Annotated in this window: 14 protein-coding genes, 2 tRNA genes, 3 rRNA genes and 1 pseudogene; 15 read left to right on the top strand and 5 right to left on the bottom strand. The window is 46.6% G+C overall.

Going from position 1 to position 21,456, the window contains the following annotated elements:
- Position 1 precedes the first annotated feature (1 nt).
- Together BACHE_RS17035 and BACHE_RS09960 are read right to left on the bottom strand one after the other, a co-directional pair.
- Positions 2-566 (bottom strand): annotated as a pseudogene (locus tag BACHE_RS17035) (TonB-dependent receptor domain-containing protein); the annotation flags it as partial.
- Positions 567-805: 239 nt separating this feature from the next.
- A complete protein-coding gene (locus BACHE_RS09960) occupies positions 806-1,288 on the bottom strand; it encodes a cytidine deaminase (RefSeq protein ID WP_013547573.1) in 483 nt (160 codons plus the stop codon).
- A 102-nt stretch (positions 1,289-1,390) separates the two neighbouring features.
- Here BACHE_RS09960 and BACHE_RS09965 point away from each other — a divergent pair, with 102 nt between their 5' ends.
- The 13 genes from BACHE_RS09965 to BACHE_RS10030 all read left to right on the top strand — a co-directional run bounded on the left by BACHE_RS09965 (position 1,391) and on the right by BACHE_RS10030 (position 15,799).
- On the top strand, positions 1,391-2,317 hold the full coding sequence (locus tag BACHE_RS09965; protein ID WP_013547574.1) for a glucosaminidase domain-containing protein: 927 nt from the start codon (positions 1,391-1,393) through the stop codon (positions 2,315-2,317).
- A gap of 602 nt (positions 2,318-2,919) precedes the next feature.
- Positions 2,920-4,442: ribosomal RNA gene (locus tag BACHE_RS09975) — 16S ribosomal RNA — on the top strand.
- 164 nt (positions 4,443-4,606) lie between these two features.
- Positions 4,607-4,680 (top strand) — tRNA-Ile (locus BACHE_RS09980).
- 83 nt (positions 4,681-4,763) lie between these two features.
- A tRNA-Ala gene (locus BACHE_RS09985) sits at positions 4,764-4,837 on the top strand.
- Between the two features lie 96 nt (positions 4,838-4,933).
- Positions 4,934-7,813, top strand: a 23S ribosomal RNA gene (locus BACHE_RS09990).
- A gap of 86 nt (positions 7,814-7,899) precedes the next feature.
- Positions 7,900-8,010, top strand: a 5S ribosomal RNA gene (rrf, locus tag BACHE_RS09995).
- Together the 16S, 23S and 5S rRNA genes with 2 tRNA genes alongside form the textbook arrangement of a ribosomal RNA operon.
- A 330-nt stretch (positions 8,011-8,340) precedes the next feature.
- Positions 8,341-8,931, top strand: coding sequence for a hypothetical protein (locus BACHE_RS10000; protein ID WP_013547576.1), 591 nt, complete (start codon positions 8,341-8,343; stop codon positions 8,929-8,931).
- Positions 8,932-8,945: 14 nt separating this feature from the next.
- The gene (locus BACHE_RS10005; protein WP_013547577.1) at positions 8,946-9,785 is read left to right on the top strand and encodes a DUF2764 family protein; all 840 of its coding nucleotides are present in this window, start codon (positions 8,946-8,948) and stop codon (positions 9,783-9,785) included.
- Positions 9,786-9,804: 19 nt separating this feature from the next.
- Complete coding sequence (locus BACHE_RS10010) at positions 9,805-11,559, top strand: V-type ATP synthase subunit A (RefSeq protein WP_013547578.1); 1,755 nt, start codon at positions 9,805-9,807, stop codon at positions 11,557-11,559.
- Positions 11,560-11,566: 7 nt separating this feature from the next.
- Positions 11,567-12,904, top strand: a complete 1,338-nt coding sequence (locus tag BACHE_RS10015) for a V-type ATP synthase subunit B (protein ID WP_013547579.1) — start codon at positions 11,567-11,569, stop codon at positions 12,902-12,904.
- Positions 12,905-12,920: 16 nt separating this feature from the next.
- Positions 12,921-13,526: a V-type ATP synthase subunit D gene (locus tag BACHE_RS10020; RefSeq protein ID WP_013547580.1), complete on the top strand. Its 606-nt coding sequence runs from the start codon at positions 12,921-12,923 to the stop codon at positions 13,524-13,526.
- Positions 13,523-15,352, top strand: coding sequence for a V-type ATP synthase subunit I (locus BACHE_RS10025; protein ID WP_013547581.1), 1,830 nt, complete (start codon positions 13,523-13,525; stop codon positions 15,350-15,352). The genes BACHE_RS10020 and BACHE_RS10025 overlap by 4 nt, the downstream gene beginning before the upstream one ends.
- A gap of 27 nt (positions 15,353-15,379) precedes the next feature.
- Entirely contained in the window at positions 15,380-15,799 is a 420-nt protein-coding gene (locus BACHE_RS10030) for an ATPase (RefSeq protein ID WP_013547582.1), read from the top strand.
- Here BACHE_RS10030 and BACHE_RS17345 read toward each other — a convergent pair.
- Positions 15,760-15,948: a hypothetical protein gene (locus BACHE_RS17345; RefSeq protein WP_148229835.1), complete on the bottom strand. Its 189-nt coding sequence runs from the start codon at positions 15,946-15,948 to the stop codon at positions 15,760-15,762. The genes BACHE_RS10030 and BACHE_RS17345 overlap by 40 nt on opposite strands.
- A 139-nt stretch (positions 15,949-16,087) precedes the next feature.
- Between BACHE_RS17345 and BACHE_RS10035 the strand changes: the two genes are divergently transcribed.
- Entirely contained in the window at positions 16,088-17,749 is a 1,662-nt protein-coding gene (locus BACHE_RS10035) for a glycogen/starch synthase (RefSeq protein ID WP_013547583.1), read from the top strand.
- A 30-nt stretch (positions 17,750-17,779) separates the two neighbouring features.
- Complete coding sequence (locus tag BACHE_RS10040; RefSeq protein ID WP_013547584.1) at positions 17,780-20,344, top strand: glycosyltransferase family 1 protein; 2,565 nt, start codon at positions 17,780-17,782, stop codon at positions 20,342-20,344.
- Positions 20,345-20,484: 140 nt separating this feature from the next.
- Here BACHE_RS10040 and BACHE_RS10045 read toward each other — a convergent pair whose 3' ends face one another.
- Both BACHE_RS10045 and fldA read right to left on the bottom strand, forming a co-directional pair.
- Positions 20,485-20,853, bottom strand: a complete 369-nt coding sequence (locus BACHE_RS10045; protein WP_041579329.1) for a DUF2023 family protein — start codon at positions 20,851-20,853, stop codon at positions 20,485-20,487.
- A gap of 29 nt (positions 20,854-20,882) precedes the next feature.
- Positions 20,883-21,389, bottom strand: a complete 507-nt coding sequence (gene fldA, locus BACHE_RS10050) for a flavodoxin FldA (protein WP_013547586.1) — start codon at positions 21,387-21,389, stop codon at positions 20,883-20,885.
- Between the last annotated feature and the right edge of the window lie 67 nt (positions 21,390-21,456).

Below are 21,456 nucleotides of genomic sequence, written 5' to 3' on the forward strand. Positions count from 1 at the left end.
GTTACAAGTTGATATTCACCCCACCCGTGAAACTGGCCTTAGGCATGGGAAAGCCGGCATTGATTTCATAGCGTTGCGCCAATAGGTGTTCACCTTTGGCGAAGATTTCGGAGAAACTGCACAGGCGATAGTTGGCACGCAGGTTCCAGAGAACGAAACTTTCTTGTTTTTCTTAGCCTTTGGTCACTGAGGTATGGAGATCTTTTACATATTGCATTCCTGTGGACAAGCTCCAGTGCCCTTGTGTGAAATCTACACTGCCATAGAGTTTATGTTCGGGAGAAGCAAGGACCGGATTTTCCATGTGCAGCCAGCTATAGTTGGCATTCACCTGCCAGTTCTGATTGATGCGGTAGTTGATATTGGTTTCAATACCCCAGTTCTTAATTTTTCCGGAATTGATATTTTTCCGGGTGCGGGATCTGTGGAGGGAACATGTACATTTCGCGGATAGTAGGGTTTCGGAATCCTTTGCTCACCATCGTTTTCATTTCTATCTTTTCAGGCAGATGTAAGGCGAGCCCTCCCTGCGGAACCCACTCTGCATGCCTGTCTTTATTCCGTCCTCTTGCATTTTGCGGGTGACGATATTGATGACAGCACCCCTTTATTAGAGTTACGCAAAAAGGAAGAATCCTTGCAATTGATAATTAAAAAATGAAAAGCCGGATATGGCCGCAAAAATAGGCAGGTTTCATTGAAGACGGGATAGATTACAGATATTTATACCAATTTTACGGGCGTTGTCCTGTTTGGGCATTTCCTGACAAAAGAAAAGAGGGCTGTATAAAATAAATTGAAAAGACTATTCCATAGCCGAAGCATCGAATGACAGTGGCAGCAATCCTCCCACATTTTTCAGCTCATAAATTCCTTTTGTACCGTACAGCAATATCCGCATGGGATGATTGAAGCGTTTTTCCGTTTCGAGCATCACCTGTCGGCAGGCGCCGCAAGGAGGGATGGGAGCGTCCAGAAAAACACCTCGCTCATTGCGTGCGGCAATGGCCAGTATCTCCACAGCTTGTTCTGGATATTGTGAATTGGCATAAAATAGCGTAGTGCGTTCGGCGCAGAGTCCGGAAGGATAAGCGGCATTTTCCTGATTTGTTCCGGTCACGATAATACCATTGGCCAATCGTGCGGCAGCACCTACCGAGAAATGAGAATACGGGGCGTAACTGCGTCCGGTCGCTTCACGTGCGGCATTTACCAGTTCGCGGTCAGAGACACTCAATTCTTCGTATTCGTATATTTTCAATGCGATTTGGATATTCAGTTCTTTCATAAGAAGGTGGTTTATATTGTAATTAATGTTACAAAGGTAGAAAAGAGATTGGTTTTTTCAATTCTTTTGCGGACTTTTGTATCGAACTCAACATTTTGAAGCATGAAACGTATTCTCAGACTACTGGTTCTTATTATATTATTCTTTTTTGTTTCCGTGGCCGCAATGCAGGCACAACGTAGAAATTTTCGTTATAATGAATATATCAAGCAGTATGCTCCACTTGCCGTGGCGCAGATGCAGCGACATAAAATACCGGCCAGCATCACTTTGTCTCAGGGACTTTTGGAGAGTGGGGCAGGGTATAGCGAATTGGCTCGTAAAAGTAATAATCATTTTGGTATTAAATGTGGCGGCAATTGGCGTGGACGTACTGTCAGGCATGATGATGATGCTCGTAACGAGTGCTTCCGTGCATATCGCAATCCTGAAGATTCGTATGAAGATCACTCTGTCTTCTTGAGGCGGGGAGCTCGCTATGCTTTTTTGTTTGATTTGAAAATCACTGATTATAAAGGTTGGGCGCGCGGCTTGAAGAAAGCCGGATATGCCACAGATCCTTCGTATGCCAATCGCCTGATCACGATTATAGAAGACTATGAACTTTATAAATATGATTCACGTGGTATGAGTAATCGTGAGGTTCGTAATTGGGAGAAGGAATTAAAGAAAAAACCGTGGCTTGCCAATCCGCATCAGGTATATATAGCTAATGATATAGCCTATGTGATAGCTCGCGATGGAGATACATTCAGACTTTTAGGTGAGGAATTTGATATAAGCTGGAAAAAACTTGTGAAATATAATGATCTCCAGAAAGATTATACTTTGGAAGTCGGTGATATTATTTATCTGAAAGGAAAACGTAAGAAAGCAGCCGAACCTTACACTGTATATATTGTAAAAGACGGTGATTCCATGCATACTATTTCACAGAAATACGGTATTCGTTTAAAGAATCTTTATAAGATGAACCGCAAAGATGCAGAATATGTTCCGGAAATAGGAGATAGATTAAGATTGAGATAGCTTCTCTTTTCTTTTGCATATTATATATATAATGTGTCCCCTTCTTCTTTTTTAATCTTCCTTCTCCATCGGCATAAAACGATGTTTTCCCTCTTCCTTTGTCAATCAGCCTGTTAGGTATTTTATTGAAAAAAACTTCAGAAAAAGGTTTGGATATATTTGTTTCGTGTTTGTAAAATCTCTACTTTTGCACCCGCTTTCCAAGAGACGGGGAGCCTTGAGATTGACATTCTGAGAGAGACGGATCATGAGGGCAGGCCCTTTTTCCCTTTCCCCTCCCTTTCGCAAAGAGAGACGACGAGGAGAAAGAAAAAAAGAAAAAAACTTCAGAAATATTTGGAGCATATACTTAAAAGTTCTTACCTTTGCATCCGCTTTCCTAAAGAAAGCCGATTTGAAACAAGCGATCTTTGAACAGATTTACATAAACAATACAAGTAGTACAAGAGCAAGGCACTTGACTTTTTTTATAAAGACGAGTGTCTTGGGTATAATGAAAGAACCGTCAATACTTATAATATATAGGTAAAGATAAACTTTTAATAAACCGAGCGTCCTGAACAGAGCAAAGACCGGCAGCAATGCCGATTGACAATACTTTTACAATGAAGAGTTTGATCCTGGCTCAGGATGAACGCTAGCTACAGGCTTAACACATGCAAGTCGAGGGGCAGCATTGTCATAGCAATATGACAGATGGCGACCGGCGCACGGGTGAGTAACACGTATCCAACCTGCCTTCCACTCGGGAATAGCCTTTCGAAAGAAAGATTAATGCCGATGGCACTGAAAGAGGTCATCCTTTTCAGTTAAAGAATTTCGGTGGAAGATGGGGATGCGTTCCATTAGCTTGTTGGCGGGGTAACGGCCCACCAAGGCATCGATGGATAGGGGTTCTGAGAGGAAGGTCCCCCACATTGGAACTGAGACACGGTCCAAACTCCTACGGGAGGCAGCAGTGAGGAATATTGGTCAATGGGCGGGAGCCTGAACCAGCCAAGTAGCGTGAAGGATGACTGCCCTATGGGTTGTAAACTTCTTTTATAAGGGAATAAAACGGGCCACGTGTGGCCTTTTGCATGTACCTTATGAATAAGGATCGGCTAACTCCGTGCCAGCAGCCGCGGTAATACGGAGGATCCGAGCGTTATCCGGATTTATTGGGTTTAAAGGGAGCGCAGACGGGGTCTTAAGTCAGTTGTGAAAGTTTGCGGCTCAACCGTAAAATTGCAGTTGATACTGGGGCTCTTGAGTGCAGTATAGGCAGGCGGAATTCGTGGTGTAGCGGTGAAATGCTTAGATATCACGAAGAACTCCGATTGCGAAGGCAGCCTGCTGGACTGTAACTGACGTTCATGCTCGAAAGTGCGGGTATCAAACAGGATTAGATACCCTGGTAGTCCGCACAGTAAACGATGAATACTCGCTGTTGGCGATACACAGTCAGCGGCCAAGCGAAAGCGTTAAGTATTCCACCTGGGGAGTACGCCGGCAACGGTGAAACTCAAAGGAATTGACGGGGGCCCGCACAAGCGGAGGAACATGTGGTTTAATTCGATGATACGCGAGGAACCTTACCCGGGCTTGAATTGCTAATGAATATGGCGGAAACGTCATAGCCGCAAGGCATTAGTGAAGGTGCTGCATGGTTGTCGTCAGCTCGTGCCGTGAGGTGTCGGCTTAAGTGCCATAACGAGCGCAACCCTTATCTATAGTTACCATCAGGCAATGCTGGGGACTCTATGGAGACTGCCGTCGTAAGATGTGAGGAAGGTTGGGATGACGTCAAATCAGCACGGCCCTTACGTCCGGGGCTACACACGTGTTACAATGGGGGGTACAGAAGGCAGCTACACAGCGATGTGATGCTAATCCCAAAAACCTCTCTCAGTTCGGACTGGAGTCTGCAACCCGACTCCACGAAGCTGGATTCGCTAGTAATCGCGCATCAGCCACGGCGCGGTGAATACGTTCCCGGGCCTTGTACACACCGCCCGTCAAGCCATGAAAGCCGGGGGTACCTGAAGTGCGTAACCGCAAGGAGCGCCCTAGGGTAAAACTGGTGATTGGGGCTAAGTCGTAACAAGGTAGCCGTACCGGAAGGTGCGGCTGGAACACCTCCTTTCTGGAGCGACGCTCACGTTACGCCAATCTTCAATGATTGACACTATTAAAAGTTGGTTCTTTCAGTGATACTGACATCAGAACCTCTTCGTACTACGCGTACTTGTTTATATATGATATAATGAGAAAGAAGAAGCCGAGCCGTAAGGCGAGGTTGAACTCGACAGTCCTATAGCTCAGTTGGTTAGAGCGCTACACTGATAATGTAGAGGTCGGCAGTTCAACTCTGCCTGGGACTACGTAAAGAGTTAGAAGTTGACAGTTCGAAGTTGATGGTTATTGTAACTTTCATCTTTCCACTTTCCACTTTCAACTAAAAAACGGGGGATTAGCTCAGCTGGCTAGAGCACCTGCTTTGCACGCAGGGGGTCAACGGTTCGAATCCGTTATTCTCCACATTCCATTCATTTGGAAGATGATCTTTGACATGATGTAACGAAAAAAGTAAAGTAAGAGCTGAAAGTATATATCGACCATACGTGATCGGTAAGACAAAAAGTAAGCAAGGGCGCATGGCGGATGCCTTGGCTCTCGGAGGCGATGAAGGACGTGATAAGCTGCGATAAGCTTCGGGTAGGTGCAAATGACCTTTGATCCGGAGATTTCCGAATGGGACAACCCGGTTAGTTGAAGACTAACCATTCTGCATAGCAGAAGGCTAACGCAGGGAACTGAAACATCTTAGTACCTGCAGGAACAGAAAATAAATAATGATTCCCCCAGTAGTGGCGAGCGAACGGGGAACAGCCCAAACCATACATGTTACGGCATGTATGGGGTTGTAGGACCACGTCGTGGGACGAAAGTTGGTGAGTGGAATGATCTGGAAAGTTCAGTCATAGACGGTGACAACCCGGTACACGAAGCCGACCGAACCTTAGTGGTATCCTGAGTAGCGCGGAGCACGAGGAATTCTGCGTGAATCTGCCGGGACCATCCGGTAAGGCTAAATACTCCCGAGAGACCGATAGTGAACCAGTACCGTGAGGGAAAGGTGAAAAGCACTTCGAACAGAAGAGTGAAATAGTTCCTGAAACCATGCGCCTACAAGCGGTCGGAGCACCTTTTGGTGTGACGGCGTGCCTTTTGCATAATGAACCTACGAGTTACTTTTTCCGGCGAGGTTAAGCGACTCAGTCGCGTATCCGAAGCGAAAGCGAGTCTTAATAGGGCGTATAGTCGGAAGGAGTAGACGCGAAACCAAGTGATCTACCCTTGGGCAGGTTGAAGGATGGGTAACACCATCTGGAGGACCGAACCAATAAGCGTTGAAAAGCTTCTGGATGACCTGAGGGTGGGGGTGAAAGGCTAATCAAACTTGGAGATAGCTCGTACTCCCCGAAATGCATTTAGGTGCAGCCTTGACTTATACTGGTATGAGGTAGAGCGACTGATAAGATGCGAGGGCTTCACCGCCTATCAAGTCTTGACAAACTCCGAATGCGTACCAGTTCTATGTCAGGAGTGAGGGCATGGGTGCTAAGGTCCATGTCCTAAAGGAGAACAATCCGGACCAACAGCTAAGGTCCCGAAATGAACACTAAGTTGAACTAACGAAGTCAGATTGCTAAGACAGCTAGGATGTTGGCTTGGAAGCAGCCATTCATTTAAAGAGTGCGTAACAGCTCACTAGTCGAGGAGTTTGGCGTGGATAATAATCGGGCATAAGTGTTCTACCGAAGCTTTGGGATGAGAAATCATCGGTAGGGGAGCATTCCACTCGGCGTTGAAGGCGGGGCGTGAGCCCTTCTGGAGCGTGTGGAAAAGCAAATGTAGGTATAAGTAACGATAAAGGGGGTGGGAAACCCCCTCGCCGAAAGACTAAGGTTTCCTGATCAACGCTAATCGGATCAGGGTCAGTCGGGTCCTAAGGCTCAGCCGAACGGCGAGGCCGATGGCAGAACCGGTTAATATTCCGGTACTACCTTCAGGAGTGACGTGGAGACGGAGCAGTGACAATGCCGCCATCTGACGGAATAGATGGTTGAAGGGTGTAGATGTTGATTGTGCCAGGCAAATCCGGTGCAAGAGTCGAACCTGACAGTACGGAGCGTTCTTCGAACAATCCGATAGCGCATGTAATCATACTCCCGAGAAAATCCGCTAAACTTCATCCTGTTGGTACCCGTACCGTAAACGGACACACGTAGTCGGGTTGAATATACTAAGGCGCTTGAGTGAATCACGGTTAAGGAACTAGGCAAATTGACCCTGTAACTTCGGGATAAAGGGTCCTCACAGCAATGTGAGGCGCAGAGAATAGGTCCAGGCAACTGTTTAACAAAAACACAGGGCTATGCGAAATGGAAACATGAGGTATATAGCCTGACACCTGCCCGGTGCTGGAAGGTTAAGAGGAGATGTCATCGCAAGAGAAGCATTGAATTGAAGCCCCAGTAAACGGCGGCCGTAACTATAACGGTCCTAAGGTAGCGAAATTCCTTGTCGGGTAAGTTCCGACCTGCACGAATGGTGTAATGATCTGGACGCTGTCTCAACCGTGAGCTCAGTGAAATTGTAGTATCGGTGAAGATGCCGATTACCCGCGATGGGACGAAAAGACCCCGTGAACCTTTACTATAGCTTAACATTGAATTTGGGTGATTGATGTGTAGGATAGGCCGGAGGCTTTGAATCAGGTACGCCAGTATTTGTGGAGCCGCTGTTGAAATACGGCCCTTTGATTATTTGAGTTCTAACCCGCTGATGCGGGGACACTGTTTGGTGGGTAGTTTGACTGGGGTGGTCGCCTCCAAAAGTGTAACGGAGGCTTCTAAAGGTGCCCTCACGACGATTGGTAACCGTCGGCAGAGTGTAATGGCATAAGGGCGCTTGACTGGGAGACTGACAAGTCGATCAGGTAGGAAACTAGAGCATAGTGATCCGGTGTTTCCGTATGGAAGGGACATCGCTCAAAGGATAAAAGGTACTCCGGGGATAACAGGCTGATCCCTCCCAAGAGCTCATATCGACGGAGGGGTTTGGCACCTCGATGTCGGCTCGTCACATCCTGGGGCTGGAGAAGGTCCCAAGGGTTGGGCTGTTCGCCCATTAAAGTGGCACGCGAGCTGGGTTCAGAACGTCGTGAGACAGTTCGGTCTCTATCTATCGTGGGCGTATGAAATTTGCGTGGCTCTGACACTAGTACGAGAGGACCGTGTTGGACTGACCTCTGGTTTACCGGTTGTGCCGCCAGGTGCATTGCCGGGTATCTAAGTCGGGATTGGATAAGTGCTGAAAGCATCTAAGTACGAAGCCAGCCACAAGATTAGATTTCTCAGGGTCGTCAAAGACTATGACGTTGATAGGATGCAGGTGTACAGGCAGCGATGTCACAGCCGAGCATTACTAATTGCCCGTTGACTTTTTGTCTTCCGCAGTATGGGGGATATATACGTTCAGCGTATCGTAATGATTAATTACGCATGACTTTACTTTTTGCATCATGTCTGCCTTATTCAGGTGACTACAGCACCGGGGTTCCACCTCTTCCCATTCCGAACAGAGAAGTTAAGCCCGGTCACGCCGATGGTACTGCGTAATAGTGGGAGAGTAGGTAGTCGCCGTTTTAGAGAAGCCCCCGTATTCCGGAAAGAATGCGGGGGCTTTATTTGTTTATGGAAAGGCTGGAGAAGAATTTTTCAGGATGCCAGTCTTTTCTCATCCCTTACTTTTTTCATTTCCACAGATTCTTCTTATTATATTTGTTATCCTCTTGTTATCTTTATGGCACAAAAATGGTATAAAACGCTGTTTTTTTAGAAAAGCGAGAACTTTTATTCGTTTCTTTCTATTTAATATCAAATGTATTTTTGTAATTTTGGCGTGAATCTAATGGGAAAATGAAAAAATCGCGTAATTAATAATGTAATACAAATTATATAATAACTCCTGTAAATATGGAAAACAAGATTCAAGAGCTGACCGATAAGATTTATCGTGAAGGGGTGGAAAAAGGTAATGAAGAAGCCCAAAAGGTTATCGCCAAAGCTCAGGAAGAAGCTCAAAAAATAATAGAGGATGCGCATAAGGAAGCTGATTCTATTGTATCTACTGCTCGTAAAGCTGCCGGAGAGTTGGCAGAAAATACTAAATCGGAATTAAGGCTGTTTGCCGGTCAGGCCGTGAATGCCTTGAAATCGGAAATCGCCACTTTGATAACAGATAAAATTGTGGATGCGGATGTGAAAGGATTTGTTGCCGACAAAAACTTCCTTAATGCTTTTATTGTGGCATTGGCATCCAAATGGAGTGTGAATGAGCCTATTGTTATCTCTGCTGCGGATGCTGAAGGCTTGAAGACATATTTTGCAGTCCATGCAAAAGATTTGCTGGATAAAGGTGTGAAGATTGAACAAGTGAATGGCATCAAGACATTGTTCTCTGTTTCACCCGCTGACGGTTCGTATAAAGTGAACTTCGGTGAAGAAGAGTTTATGAATTATTTCAAAGAATTCCTGCGTCCGCAATTAGTGGAAATGTTGTTTTAAAACTCCCACAGGATATGAGTAAATACTATTACTTGGTAGCCGGTTTGCCGGAGCTCACTTTAGAGGATAGCAAATTGAGTTACACAGTAGCTGATTTCAGAACGGATTTATATCCCACTTTGTCAAAAGAGGATCAAAAGCTGATAGACTTGTTTTATCTTCAGTTTGACAATACAAATGTTCTGAAGCTGTTGAAGAATAAGGATGCAGCCATCAATCCACGTGGAATATATTCTGCGGAAGAATTGGAGGAATACATCATCCAACTGAAAGATGGCGGTGAGTTGCCCGACTCTGTGCTTCCGTCTTATCTATCTGCTTTTATTTCCGAATATTTCAGTGTGCCTGCCGAAGATGATTCCTCGTATGAGGATCGGTTGGCAGCACTTTACTATGCCTATGCCATGAAGTGCAAGAACAAGTTTGTGTCTGCATGGTTTGAGTTTAACCTTACTGTTAATAACGTATTGGTTGCATTGACTGCACGAAAATTCAAGATGGATGTGGCTCCGCTGATAGTGGGTGATACGGAAGTGTGTGAAGCCTTACGCACCTCCGGCTCACGTGACTTCGGTTTGACGGGAGAAGTGGAAATGCTTGAACAATTGGTGAAGATCAGCGAGACGGGAGAATTGGTGGAACGTGAGAAGAAGATAGACCAACTACGTTGGAACTGGATGGAAGAAGCTACTTTTTTTGATTATTTCACTATGGAACGTCTGTTTGTCTTCCTGTTGCAACTGGAAATGATAGAGCGCTGGATTTCATTGGATAAGGAGAAAGGGGATCAATTGTTCCGCAGTATTATCGCTGCATTGAAGGACGAAGTACAGATACCCGCAGAATTCAGATAAAAATAAACTACATTATTATATGGTAACAAAAGGAACTGTTAGTGGCGTAATAGCCAATATGGTAACCCTCGTCGTTGATGGACCTGTGGCACAGAACGAGATTTGCTATATCTCGACCGGTGGAGACAGATTGATGGCAGAGGTGATTAAGGTGGTAGGCGCTCAGGTCTATGTGCAGGTGTTTGAAAGCACCCGTGGACTGAGGGTAGGGGCCGAAGCCGAGTTTACCGGGCACATGCTTGAAGTGACTCTGGGGCCCGGTATGCTTTCGAAGAATTATGATGGTTTGCAGAATGACCTTGATAAGATGGACGGGGTATTCCTGAAACGCGGGCAATATACTTATCCTTTGGATAAGGGAAGCAAGTGGCATTTTGTGCCTTTGGCCAAGGTGGGTGACCGGGTGGAAGCCGCAGCATGGCTGGGACAGGTGGATGAAAACTTTCAGCCGTTGAAAATCATGGTTCCTTTCGAGCAGAAGGGGATGTGTACCGTGAAATCCATAGTAGAAGAAGGCGACTATTGCATTGAGGATGTTGTAGCTGTGCTGACTGACGGGGAAGGTAACGATGTGCGTGTGAATATGATTCAGAAATGGCCGGTGAAACGCGCCATGACGAACTATAAGGAAAAACCGCGTCCGTTTAAATTGCTGGAAACAGGCGTACGTGTGATTGATACGGTGAATCCCATTGTGGAAGGTGGTACAGGTTTTATTCCGGGCCCGTTCGGTACGGGAAAGACTGTGCTTCAGCATGCCATTTCCAAGCAGGCGGAAGCTGACATCGTAATTATCGCCGCCTGTGGTGAACGCGCTAATGAGGTTGTGGAAATCTTTACGGAATTTCCTGAGCTGGTTGACCCTCATACGGGGCGTAAGTTGATGGAGCGTACCATTATCATTGCCAACACTTCGAACATGCCGGTTGCTGCTCGTGAAGCATCTGTTTACACAGCGATGACGATTGCGGAATATTACCGCAGCATGGGGCTGAAGGTGCTGCTGATGGCTGACTCCACTTCTCGTTGGGCACAAGCTTTGCGTGAGATGTCCAACCGTCTGGAAGAATTGCCTGGGCCTGATGCGTTTCCGATGGATTTGTCTTCCATTATTTCCAATTTCTATGGCCGTGCCGGATATGTGAAGCTGAATAATGGCGCAACCGGTTCCATAACCTTCATCGGTACGGTATCTCCTGCCGGCGGTAACCTGAAGGAACCGGTGACTGAAAACACAAAGAAGGTGGCCCGCTGCTTTTACGCCCTTGAACAAGACCGTGCGGATAAGAAACGTTATCCTGCTGTCAATCCGATCGACTCTTATTCCAAATATATCGAGTATCCCGAATTTGAGGAATACATCACCCGGCATATCAACGGTGAATGGATAGGCAAGGTAAATGAAATAAAAAACCGATTGCAACGGGGCAAGGAAATAGCCGAACAGATAAATATCCTGGGTGACGACGGTGTGCCTGTGGAGTATCACGTTACTTTCTGGAAATCCGAATTGATCGACTTCGTGATTCTGCAGCAGGATGCTTTCGACGAGATTGATGCAGTGACTCCGATGGAACGTCAGGAGGCGATTCTGAATATGGTGATCGGCATCTGTCATACAGAGTTTGAATTTGATAACTTCAATGAAGTGATGGATTATTTTAAGAAGATGATCAATGTCTGCAAACAGATGAACTATTCGAAGTTCAAATCCGAAGAATATGATAAGTTCTGCAAGCAGTTGCAGGAATTGATTGAAGAACGTAAAGCATAATAATAAAATGGCAACAAAAGCATTTCAAAAGATATATACCAAGATAACTCAGATTACGAAAGCCACGTGTTCGCTGAAAGCGGCCGGGGTGGGGTACGATGAGCTGGCAACCGTAAACGGAAAGCTTGCGCAGGTGGTGAAGATTACTGGTGACGATGTGACTCTGCAGGTGTTTGAGGGCACTGAAGGCATTCCTACCAATGCCGAAGTGGTGTTTTTGGGCAAGGCTCCTACAATCAAAGTGAGTGAGCAGCTTTCGGGACGCTTCTTCAATGCTTTCGGTGATCCCATCGACGGAGGTCCGGAGATTGAAGGGCAGGAAGTGGAAATTGGCGGCCCGTCTGTGAATCCGGTGCGTCGTAAGCAGCCTTCGGAGCTGATTGCGACCGGTATCGCAGGTATCGACCTGAACAATACATTGGTGTCAGGGCAGAAGATTCCGTTCTTCGCTGATCCTGATCAACCGTTCAACCAGGTGATGGCAAATGTGGCATTGCGTGCTGAGACCGACAAGATCATCCTTGGTGGTATGGGTATGACGAATGATGACTATTTGTACTTTAAGAATGTGTTTTCCAACGCCGGAGCGCTTGATCGTATCGTCAGCTTTATGAATACGACCGAGAACCCGCCTGTGGAGCGTCTGTTGATTCCTGACATGTCATTGACTGCCGCAGAATATTTTGCTGTGGAGAAGAATGAGAAAGTGCTTGTATTATTGACAGACATGTCTTCATACGCCGATGCGCTGGCGATTGTATCTAACCGTATGGACCAGATTCCTTCGAAGGATTCCATGCCGGGCTCCATTTATTCGGATCTGGCGAAGATATACGAGAAGGCGGTGCAGTTCCCAAGCGGTGGTTCCATTACGATTATCGCGGTGACTACACTGTCCGGTGGAGACATTACGCACGCCGTGCCTGATAATACGGGTTATATCACAGAAGGGCAGTTATTCCTCCGTCGTGACAGCGATATCGGTAAAGTTATTGTTGACCCGTTCCGTTCGTTGTCCCGCCTGAAACAGCTTGTGACGGGCAAGAAGACACGTAAGGATCATCCGCAGGTGATGAATGCCGCCGTACGTCTGTATGCCGACGCTGCCAATGCCCGAACCAAACTTGAGAATGGTTTCGATCTTACGAACTATGACGAACGAACCCTTGCCTTTGCAAAGGATTACTCCAACCGGTTGTTGGCCATCGACGTCAATCTTGATACCACGGAAATGCTCGATGTGGCATGGAGCTTGTTCGGAAAATATTTCCGTCCGGAAGAAGTGAATATCAAGAAAGAGCTTGTGGACCAATACTGGCCTGAAGCGAATAACCAATCACTATAATAAATAACTGAAAAAAGTGGCTATTAAGTTTCAATATAACAAGACCTCCCTTCAGCAGTTGGAGAAACAACTGAAGATACGTGTACGTACGCTCCCCATCATCAAGAACAAGGAGAGTGCCCTGCGTATGGAAGTGAAGCGCTGCAAGAGCGATGCCGCTGCACTGGAGGAGAGGCTGGAGAGGGAAATCCAAGCTTACGAAGCCATGTTCGCCCTTTGGAATGAGTTCGATGCTTCATTGATAAAGGTCAGCGATGTACATCTCGGCGTGAAGAAGATTGCCGGCGTTCGTGTGCCGTTGCTCGAGAACGTAGATTTCGAAATACGCTCTTACAGCCTTTTCAATGCTCCCAAATGGTATGCCGACGGCTTGCATCTGCTCAAGGAGCTGGCGCACACAGCTATTGAACGGGAGTTTACTGTTGCCAAGCTGAACTTGCTGGAACATGCTCGCAAGAAGACCACTCAGAAGGTGAATCTTTTTGAGAAAGTGCAGATTCCTGGCTATCAGGATGCTTTGCGCAAAATCAAGCGGTTTATGGAGGATGAGGAGAACCTCTCCAAGTCATCGCAGAAGATAATGAAGTCTCATCAGGAAAAAAGGAAGGAGGCAGATGCATGATTACGAAAATGAAGAAACTCACATTCCTTGTATATCACAAGGAGTATGAAGCATTCCTCGGACAAATCCGCGAACTGGGTGTGGTACATATTGTGGAAAGGCAGTCGGGAGAAATGGATGACAGTTTGCAGCAGTTCATGCAGAAGCGTACGCTTTACAGGAATATGCTCCGGAACATGTATCTCCTTGCCGACAAGCAGCCGCAAGAAGTGGTTCATAAAGAGGTGTCTGCCGATGCTCTGGTGAAAGAATATGAAGATTTGCAGATGCGGATACAGGACTTCAACCAGCAGCTTCCGGCTATTGACAAGGATATTTCTCAGATGGAAATCTGGGGAGATTTTGATTGGAACGGCATTCGCCGGTTAGAAAGTTCCGGTTGGTATGTACGGTTCTATACATGTCCGGAGAAGGATTATGACGAGGCGTGGAATGAAGACTGCAACGCCCTTATTGTGAAAGAGAACGGCGGACATCTTTACTTTGTGACCGTCACCCCGCAATCCTCCGGACCGGATGTGGAGCCGCTTCGGTTGCCCTCTATGGGCTTGTCCGAGCTGAACCGCAGGAAGGCGGATACGGAAGAGGCGCTCTCGAAGGCTGTTTTGGAATTGAAGGAATTCTGCAAGAGCAATTATCGCACTTTGGAGGAAGCCGATCTGCAACTTCAGGGTGATATTGATTTGCTGAAGGTGAAACTGAACAGCGAATCGCTGGCCGAAGGTTCGGTGGTGGTTCTGGAAGGTTGGGTTCCCGAAGACAGCGAGGCTGAGGTGAGAACATTACTCGAAGCGGGCGGAATCTATTATGAGATGAGAAATGCCACTCGTGAGGACAATGCCCCTATTAAGCTGAAGAACAACGCTTTTACCCGTATGTATGAGGTGCTAACCAAGATGTATGGTATGCCCGATTATGCCGAGTTCGATCCGACCCCTATCCTTGCGCCGTTCTTCTCGCTTTTCTTTGCCTTCTGTATGGGCGATGCGGGTTATGGATTGGTGCTGATTGCTCTGGGATTCTTTTTGAAGAAGAGAATGTCGGAATCGCTGCGGGGCATGATGAATCTGGTGATTACACTGGGTATTTTCACGGCTGTTTTCGGTGCAGTGCTGGGTACATTTTTCGGTGTCAGTCTTTTCGATCTGGAATTGCCTGAGGGCATGAAGCAGTTCATGATCGTAGGCAAGATTGGCGAGACGACCTATGACAAGCAGATGTTGCTTGCACTGATTATCGGTGCGGTGCATATATGCCTTGCCATGACGGTGAAAGCTGTGGGACAGACGGTGCGTTTCGGCTTCAAGGAATCTCTCAGCGCATGGGGATGGTTGCTGTTGGTAGTAGGATTTATCTGTACCGGAGGCCTTTCCTTCTTCAAGGTTATCTCGGAAGATGTTTCAACATGGGCTTTCATTGTGATCGGAGGGGTCTCAGCCATCGGCATCTATCTGCTGAACAACATTCATCGGAATGTGCTTATCAATATCGGTGCAGGTGTATGGGATACTTATAATATGGCCACCGGATTGATGGGCGACATATTGTCCTACATCCGCCTCTATGCCCTTGGATTGGCAGGAGGAATGTTGGGAGGCGTGTTCAACCAGCTTGCTTTCATGGTGAACGATTCGGCCGGCCCTGTTCTTGGTTGGTTGTTTTGCGGGCTGATATTGATATTCGGACATTCGCTCAACATTGCCATGTCCTGTTTGAGTGCCTTCGTGCATCCGCTTCGTCTGACGTTCGTGGAGTATTTTAAAAATTCAGGTTACAATGGCAAGGGTGAAGCCTATAAACCGTTTACTGTGGTAAAAAATAAATAATCAAAAACAAATAAAATCAGAAACATTATGAATGAAATTTTAGGTTATCTCGGTCTGGGCCTGATGCTGGCCCTTGCAGGAATTGGTAGTTGTTTTGGTACAACAATTGCAGGTAGCGCGGCTGAAGGGGCATTGAAGAAAGATCCTTCCAAATCTGCGAGTTATATGATTCTGTCGGCTCTTCCGGCCACACAGGGACTTTATGGTTTTGTGGCTTTTCTTATGTCTATGGGCAGAGACTTTGCCACTGACGGCCCTTTGATGCTGGGCATCGGTCTTGGTGTAGGCCTGGTCTGCCTTTTTTCCGCCATACGCCAGGGGCAGATTTGTGCCAATGGTATTGTCGGCATCTCTCAAGGACATGATGTGCAGACTAATACGATGATTTATGCTGCTCTTCCCGAATTCTACGCTATCTTGGCGCTGGTTGCGGCATTGATGGTATAAATCCGGACGGATGGTGGGGCAGGCAAGTGCCGCACTTTAACGTCTTCAATGCCACACTTCACCGACCGTGAGGTGTGGCATTTGCTTTGCTGAGCTGCGGCATTCTCTTTGCCGAGTTGCGGCATCGGGAGACGGATATGCTTGCTCACACGCAGTTTCCAGAAGACAAGCTTTATTATGCAAACGATTGTTTATGCATCTTTAATCAGTTTTTTCGATTAAAAGGCTATTTTTCAAAGAATAATGTGTACTTTTGCAGCCATAAAGATAAAGAGATTGTAACATAATATGGTTAAAGAACTACTTACCCCTGATTACATATTTGAAGCAAGCTGGGAAGTGTGTAATAAAGTAGGCGGTATTTATACGGTTTTGTCCACCAGGGCAAATACATTGCAAGCAAAGTTTCACGACAGGCTGTTTTTTATTGGGCCGGATTTCTGGCAAGGAAAAGAAAACCCGTTGTTCATCGAGTCTGATAATCTTTGTGCGGCATGGAAGAAGCATGCCGGTGAAAAAGAGAGCCTTTCTGTCCGGGTTGGCCGTTGGAATATTCCGGGTGAACCCATTGTCATATTGGTTGATTTCCAACCGTTCTTCAAAGAAAAAGATGAAATTTATACGGAAATGTGGAACCGCTACCAGGTGGATTCTCTGCATGCGTATGGCGACTATGACGAAGCGTCCATGTTTGCCTATGCCACCGGAAAGGTCGTGGAAAGTTTCTACCGCTATAATCTGACGGAAACGGATAAGGTCATATTCCAGGCGCATGAATGGATGACGGGCATGGCCGCCTTGTACCTTCAGACGGCTGTTCCCGAAATCGCTACTGTCTTCACCACGCATGCCACCTCCATCGGCCGTTCCATCGCAGGTAACAATAAACCTCTGTATGACTATCTTTTTGCTTACAACGGTGATCAGATGGCACAGGAATTGAATATGGAGTCCAAACACTCCATTGAGAAACAGACAGCCCATTATGCGGATTGCTTCACTACCGTAAGCGAAATAACGAACAATGAATGCAGGGAACTGCTTGACAAGCCCGCCGATGTCATATTGATGAACGGCTTTGAAGATGATTTTGTACCGAAAGGCTCTACTTTTGCAGGCAAGCGTAAACGTGCGCGCTCCTTGTTGCTGCGTGTGGCAAACTCCTTGCTGGGTGAAGAGATGGATGACGATACGCTGATCATCGGTACAAGCGGGCGCTATGAATTCAAGAACAAAGGAATCAATGTGTTTCTGGAATCTCTGAACCGCTTGAACCGGGACAGGAACCTGAAGAAGAAGGTATTGGCGTTTGTCAACGTGCCCGGATGGGTGGGAGAGCCGCGTGAAGATTTGCAGCAACGCCTCAAGAGCAAGGAGAGGTTTGATACCCCTCTGGAAGTGCCGTTCATCACTCACTGGCTGCACAACATGACACATGATCAAGTGCTGGATATGTTGAAGTATCTCGGTATGGACAATAGCTCCGACGACATGGTGAAAGTTATTTTTGTGCCTTGCTATCTGGATGGAAAGGATGGTATCCTCAATAAACATTATTATGACGTAATCCTGGGACAAGATCTCAGCGTCTATCCCTCCTATTACGAGCCGTGGGGATATACTCCACTGGAAAGCGTGGCTTTCCGCGTGCCGACCATCACAACCGATCTTGCTGGTTTCGGTCTTTGGGTGAACAGCCTGAAAAACCAGCACGGCATTGATGACGGTGTGGAGGTGCTGCATCGTTCGGATTATAATTATTCTGAAGTGGCGGATGGAATTAAAGACACGATAGCCCTGTTCTCCACCAAGACCGATGCGGAAATAAAAGAAATCCGCAAACGTGCCGGCATGGTTGCCGAACAGGCTTTGTGGAAACACTTTATACAATATTATTATGAAGCTTACGACATTGCTCTGCGTAATGCCGGGAAGCGTCAATTAGGTTAACGAATTATTAATCAATCAAGTTATCATACAATGAAGATTAAAGTTAGTAATGTGAATACTCCTAACTGGAAAGATGTGAATGTGAAATCTCATATTCCAGCCGAACTGGAGAAATTATCCGAACTGGCACGTAACATCTGGTGGGCATGGAATTATGAAGCCACCGAACTGTTCAGAGACCTTGATCCTGCTCTCTGGAAAGAAGTCGGACAGAATCCTGTACTTCTGCTGGAACGTATGAGTTATGCGAAGCTCGAAGCACTCGCAAAGGACAAAGTCATCTTGCGCAGAATGGAAGCTGTGTATTCAAAGTTCCGCACATACATGAATGTAAATCCTGACAGCAATCGTCCGTCCGTTGCATATTTCAGTATGGAATACGGGCTGACCCATGTGCTCAAAATATATTCCGGCGGTCTGGGCGTACTTGCTGGTGACTATCTGAAAGAGGCCTCCGACAGCAACGTTGACTTGTGTGCGGTCGGTTTCCTGTATCGTTACGGATATTTCACTCAGACTTTGTCTATGGACGGACAGCAGATAGCCAATTACGAGGCTCAGAATTTCGGGCAGTTGCCTATCGACCGTGTATTGGATGAGAACGGAAACCAGGTAGTGGTGGATGTTCCTTATTTGGACTACTTTGTACATGCATTGGTTTGGAGAGTGAACGTAGGTCGTGTATCGCTTTATCTGCTTGATACGGACAATGAAATGAACAGCGAGTTTGACCGCCCCATCACTCACCTGCTGTATGGAGGCGATTGGGAGAACCGTCTGAAGCAGGAAATCCTGCTTGGCATCGGCGGTATTCTTACATTGAAGAAGCTGGGTATTAAGAAAGATGTCTATCATTGCAACGAAGGACATGCCGCTTTGATTAACGTGCAACGTCTTTGTGATTATGTGGCTGAAGGTTTGACTTACAACCAGGCCATAGAGCTGGTACGTGCTTCTTCACTTTATACCGTGCACACTCCGGTTCCTGCCGGCCACGACTATTTCGACGAAGGTCTTTTCGGCAAGTATATGGGGGGCTATCCCTCAAAAATGGGAATTGCATGGGACGATCTGATGGATCTCGGCCGCAACAATCCCGGTGATAAGGGCGAACGCTTCTGCATGTCCGTATTCGCTTGCAACACTTCTCAGGAAGTGAACGGTGTGAGCTGGCTGCATGGAAAAGTTTCCCAGGAAATGTTTTCCTCTATCTGGAAGGGCTATTTCCCCGAAGAAAACCATGTGGGCTACGTAACCAATGGCGTACACTTCCCGACGTGGAGCGCTACGGAATGGAAACAGCTCTATGCGGCTAATTTTGATGAGAATTTCTGGTACGACCAGTCCAATCCCAAGATTTGGGAAGCTATCTATAACGTGTCCGATGAGGAAATCTGGAAGACCCGTATGGCTATGAAGAATAAACTGATCGACTATGTTCGCAAGCAATACCGTGAAACCTGGCTGAAGAATCAGGGTGACCCTTCACGCATCGTTTCTTTGTTGGATAAGGTTAATCCCAATGCGCTGATGATCGGTTTCGGACGCCGTTTTGCCACTTACAAGCGTGCGCACTTGCTGTTCACCGACTTGGAGCGTCTGGCTAAGATCGTCAATAACCCCGATTATCCGGTACAGTTCGTGTTTACCGGAAAAGCTCACCCGCATGATGGTGCAGGGCAGGGATTGATCAAGAGAATCATCGAAATTTCCCGTCGTCCTGAGTTCTTAGGTAAGATTATCTTCTTGGAGAACTACGACATGCAGTTGGCCCGCCGTCTGGTGTCAGGTGTGGATATCTGGCTGAATACTCCGACGCGTCCGCTTGAGGCATCCGGCACATCGGGTGAAAAAGCGCTGATGAACGGGGTATTGAACTTCTCCGTACTCGATGGCTGGTGGCTGGAAGGTTACCGTGAAGGTGCGGGATGGGCATTGACCGAAAAGCGTACTTATCAGAATCAGGAACATCAAGACCAGTTGGATGCGGCTACTATTTACAGCATCCTTGAGCAAGAGATTCTGCCGTTGTATTATGCACGCAACAAGAAAGGCTATTCTGAAGGCTGGGTAAGAACCGTCAAGAATTCCATCGCCCAGATTGCGCCTCACTATACGATGAAGCGCCAGTTGGATGATTATTATAATAAGTTCTACAACAAGGAAGCGAAGCGTTTCCACATGTTGGCCGCCGCCGGCTACGCTAAAGCTAAGGAAATAGCGGCATGGAAAGAGGAAGTCGCTTCTAAGTGGGACAGCATCGAAGTGGTGTCAAGTGACAAGAGTGAAGAAGTGGCAACCGGTTCTATCGAAAGCGGCAAAGAATACACCATTACTTTTGTGGTCGATGAGAAAGGTTTGAGCGATGCCATCGGCTTGGAATTGGTAACCACTTATACTGCCCATGACGGTAAGCAGCACATCTATTCGGTAGAGCCTTTCAATGTGGTGAAGAAGGATGGTGATCTCTACACTTTCCAGGCAAAGCATAAACTGGAAAATGCGGGCAGCTTCAAGGTGTCTTACCGCATGTTTCCGAAGAATGCAGATCTTCCTCATCGCCAGGACTTCTGTTATGTTCGTTGGTTTGTGTAAGTCGCACCATAAAAACGGATGATGCGTTTCATCGAAACACATTATCCGTACGGGGTAAACGCATCATCCGTTTGATGCAAACAGACCGCCTGCTTCGGGTAAGCAGACGGTCTGTTCTTTTTTAAAGAAACGCTCAAATATTACGCACTTGTAACACTCTTGTTCTTTCGTGCGCAATAACGTTCGCACTGGGCGCAAATATCATACCCCAACATGGCGCCGAGAATAAAGTCTTCTTCGGGAGTCAACTGATTCAGAGGACGTGTCACCATACACCGGATGGCATGAATGCATTCAGGCCTTCCGAAGAACAGATTTATCTTATGATTGTCAACAGGCTGTATAAGGTACTCTATCTTCTGACTTTTCAAACGAGCTATGGCGAACTCCTCATATTTTCGGTTTACAGTATAGAGAACCATTTGACGCACTCCTTTTTTGAACTCATAAACATGGTTGAGAAACACTTTCAGGTCTGCGGGCCGGATGTCGGGGGATGATATTATCATAAACACATGCAAAAAAAACGGGTTATTCTTTAGATTTTGCTTTTAAGTTCTTCGGTCCAAGCCTCAATACGGCCGGCGGTTTTATTGCTTTCGTTCACTTCGTCCAGGGCAAGTCCTACAAAAGCACCGTTAACGACGGCAATCGATGAAGAAAAGGAATAATCGTCCGTGCTGACTTTATTGCCGATAAAGGCACAACCGCTGTCTTTCAGATCTTCATAAAGTATTCCGATGCCGTCACAGAAGGTGTCGCAATAAGACTCGGAATCACCGCAGCCGAACAGTGCTATGAATTTGGAGGAAAGATCAGCGTTTTTCAAAACTTTTATTCCATCATACCAGTCATCCTGCAATTCACCGTCTCCCCATGTGGAAGTACCTAAAATAAGTAAATCGTATTCTTTTACCAGATCGGCGTTCAACTTATCGGCGCTATATACGTCGGATTGGGAAACACCCATCTTGTCGGCTATCTGCTGAGCCAATTCTTCACAGGTTCCGGTGCTGGAACCATAAAAAACACCTGTTTTCTTCATTGCTTTTAAAAAGATTAAATTGTTTACTGCAAAGTAAAGGCATTACAAGCGTTGGTGAAATACCTAT

The sequence above is a fragment of the Bacteroides helcogenes P 36-108 genome (assembly GCF_000186225.1).
Classification (GTDB): domain Bacteria; phylum Bacteroidota; class Bacteroidia; order Bacteroidales; family Bacteroidaceae; genus Bacteroides; species Bacteroides helcogenes.

Excerpts from the sequence above, each read along its gene's own strand:
- BACHE_RS10035 (WP_013547583.1), top strand. The coding sequence starts at position 16,088 with ATGGTTAAAGAACTACTTACCCCTGATTACATATTTGAAGCAAGCTGG.
- BACHE_RS10015 (WP_013547579.1), top strand. The coding sequence starts at position 11,567 with ATGGCAACAAAAGCATTTCAAAAGATATATACCAAGATAACTCAGATT.
- BACHE_RS10025 (WP_013547581.1), top strand. The coding sequence starts at position 13,523 with ATGATTACGAAAATGAAGAAACTCACATTCCTTGTATATCACAAGGAG.
- fldA (WP_013547586.1), bottom strand. The coding sequence starts at position 21,389 with ATGAAGAAAACAGGTGTTTTTTATGGTTCCAGCACCGGAACCTGTGAA.
- BACHE_RS10010 (WP_013547578.1), top strand. The coding sequence starts at position 9,805 with ATGGTAACAAAAGGAACTGTTAGTGGCGTAATAGCCAATATGGTAACC.
- BACHE_RS09960 (WP_013547573.1), bottom strand. The coding sequence starts at position 1,288 with ATGAAAGAACTGAATATCCAAATCGCATTGAAAATATACGAATACGAA.
- BACHE_RS10040 (WP_013547584.1), top strand. The coding sequence starts at position 17,780 with ATGAAGATTAAAGTTAGTAATGTGAATACTCCTAACTGGAAAGATGTG.
- BACHE_RS10030 (WP_013547582.1), top strand. The coding sequence starts at position 15,380 with ATGAATGAAATTTTAGGTTATCTCGGTCTGGGCCTGATGCTGGCCCTT.
- BACHE_RS09965 (WP_013547574.1), top strand. The coding sequence starts at position 1,391 with ATGAAACGTATTCTCAGACTACTGGTTCTTATTATATTATTCTTTTTT.
- BACHE_RS10000 (WP_013547576.1), top strand. The coding sequence starts at position 8,341 with ATGGAAAACAAGATTCAAGAGCTGACCGATAAGATTTATCGTGAAGGG.
- BACHE_RS10005 (WP_013547577.1), top strand. The coding sequence starts at position 8,946 with ATGAGTAAATACTATTACTTGGTAGCCGGTTTGCCGGAGCTCACTTTA.
- BACHE_RS10045 (WP_041579329.1), bottom strand. The coding sequence starts at position 20,853 with ATGATAATATCATCCCCCGACATCCGGCCCGCAGACCTGAAAGTGTTT.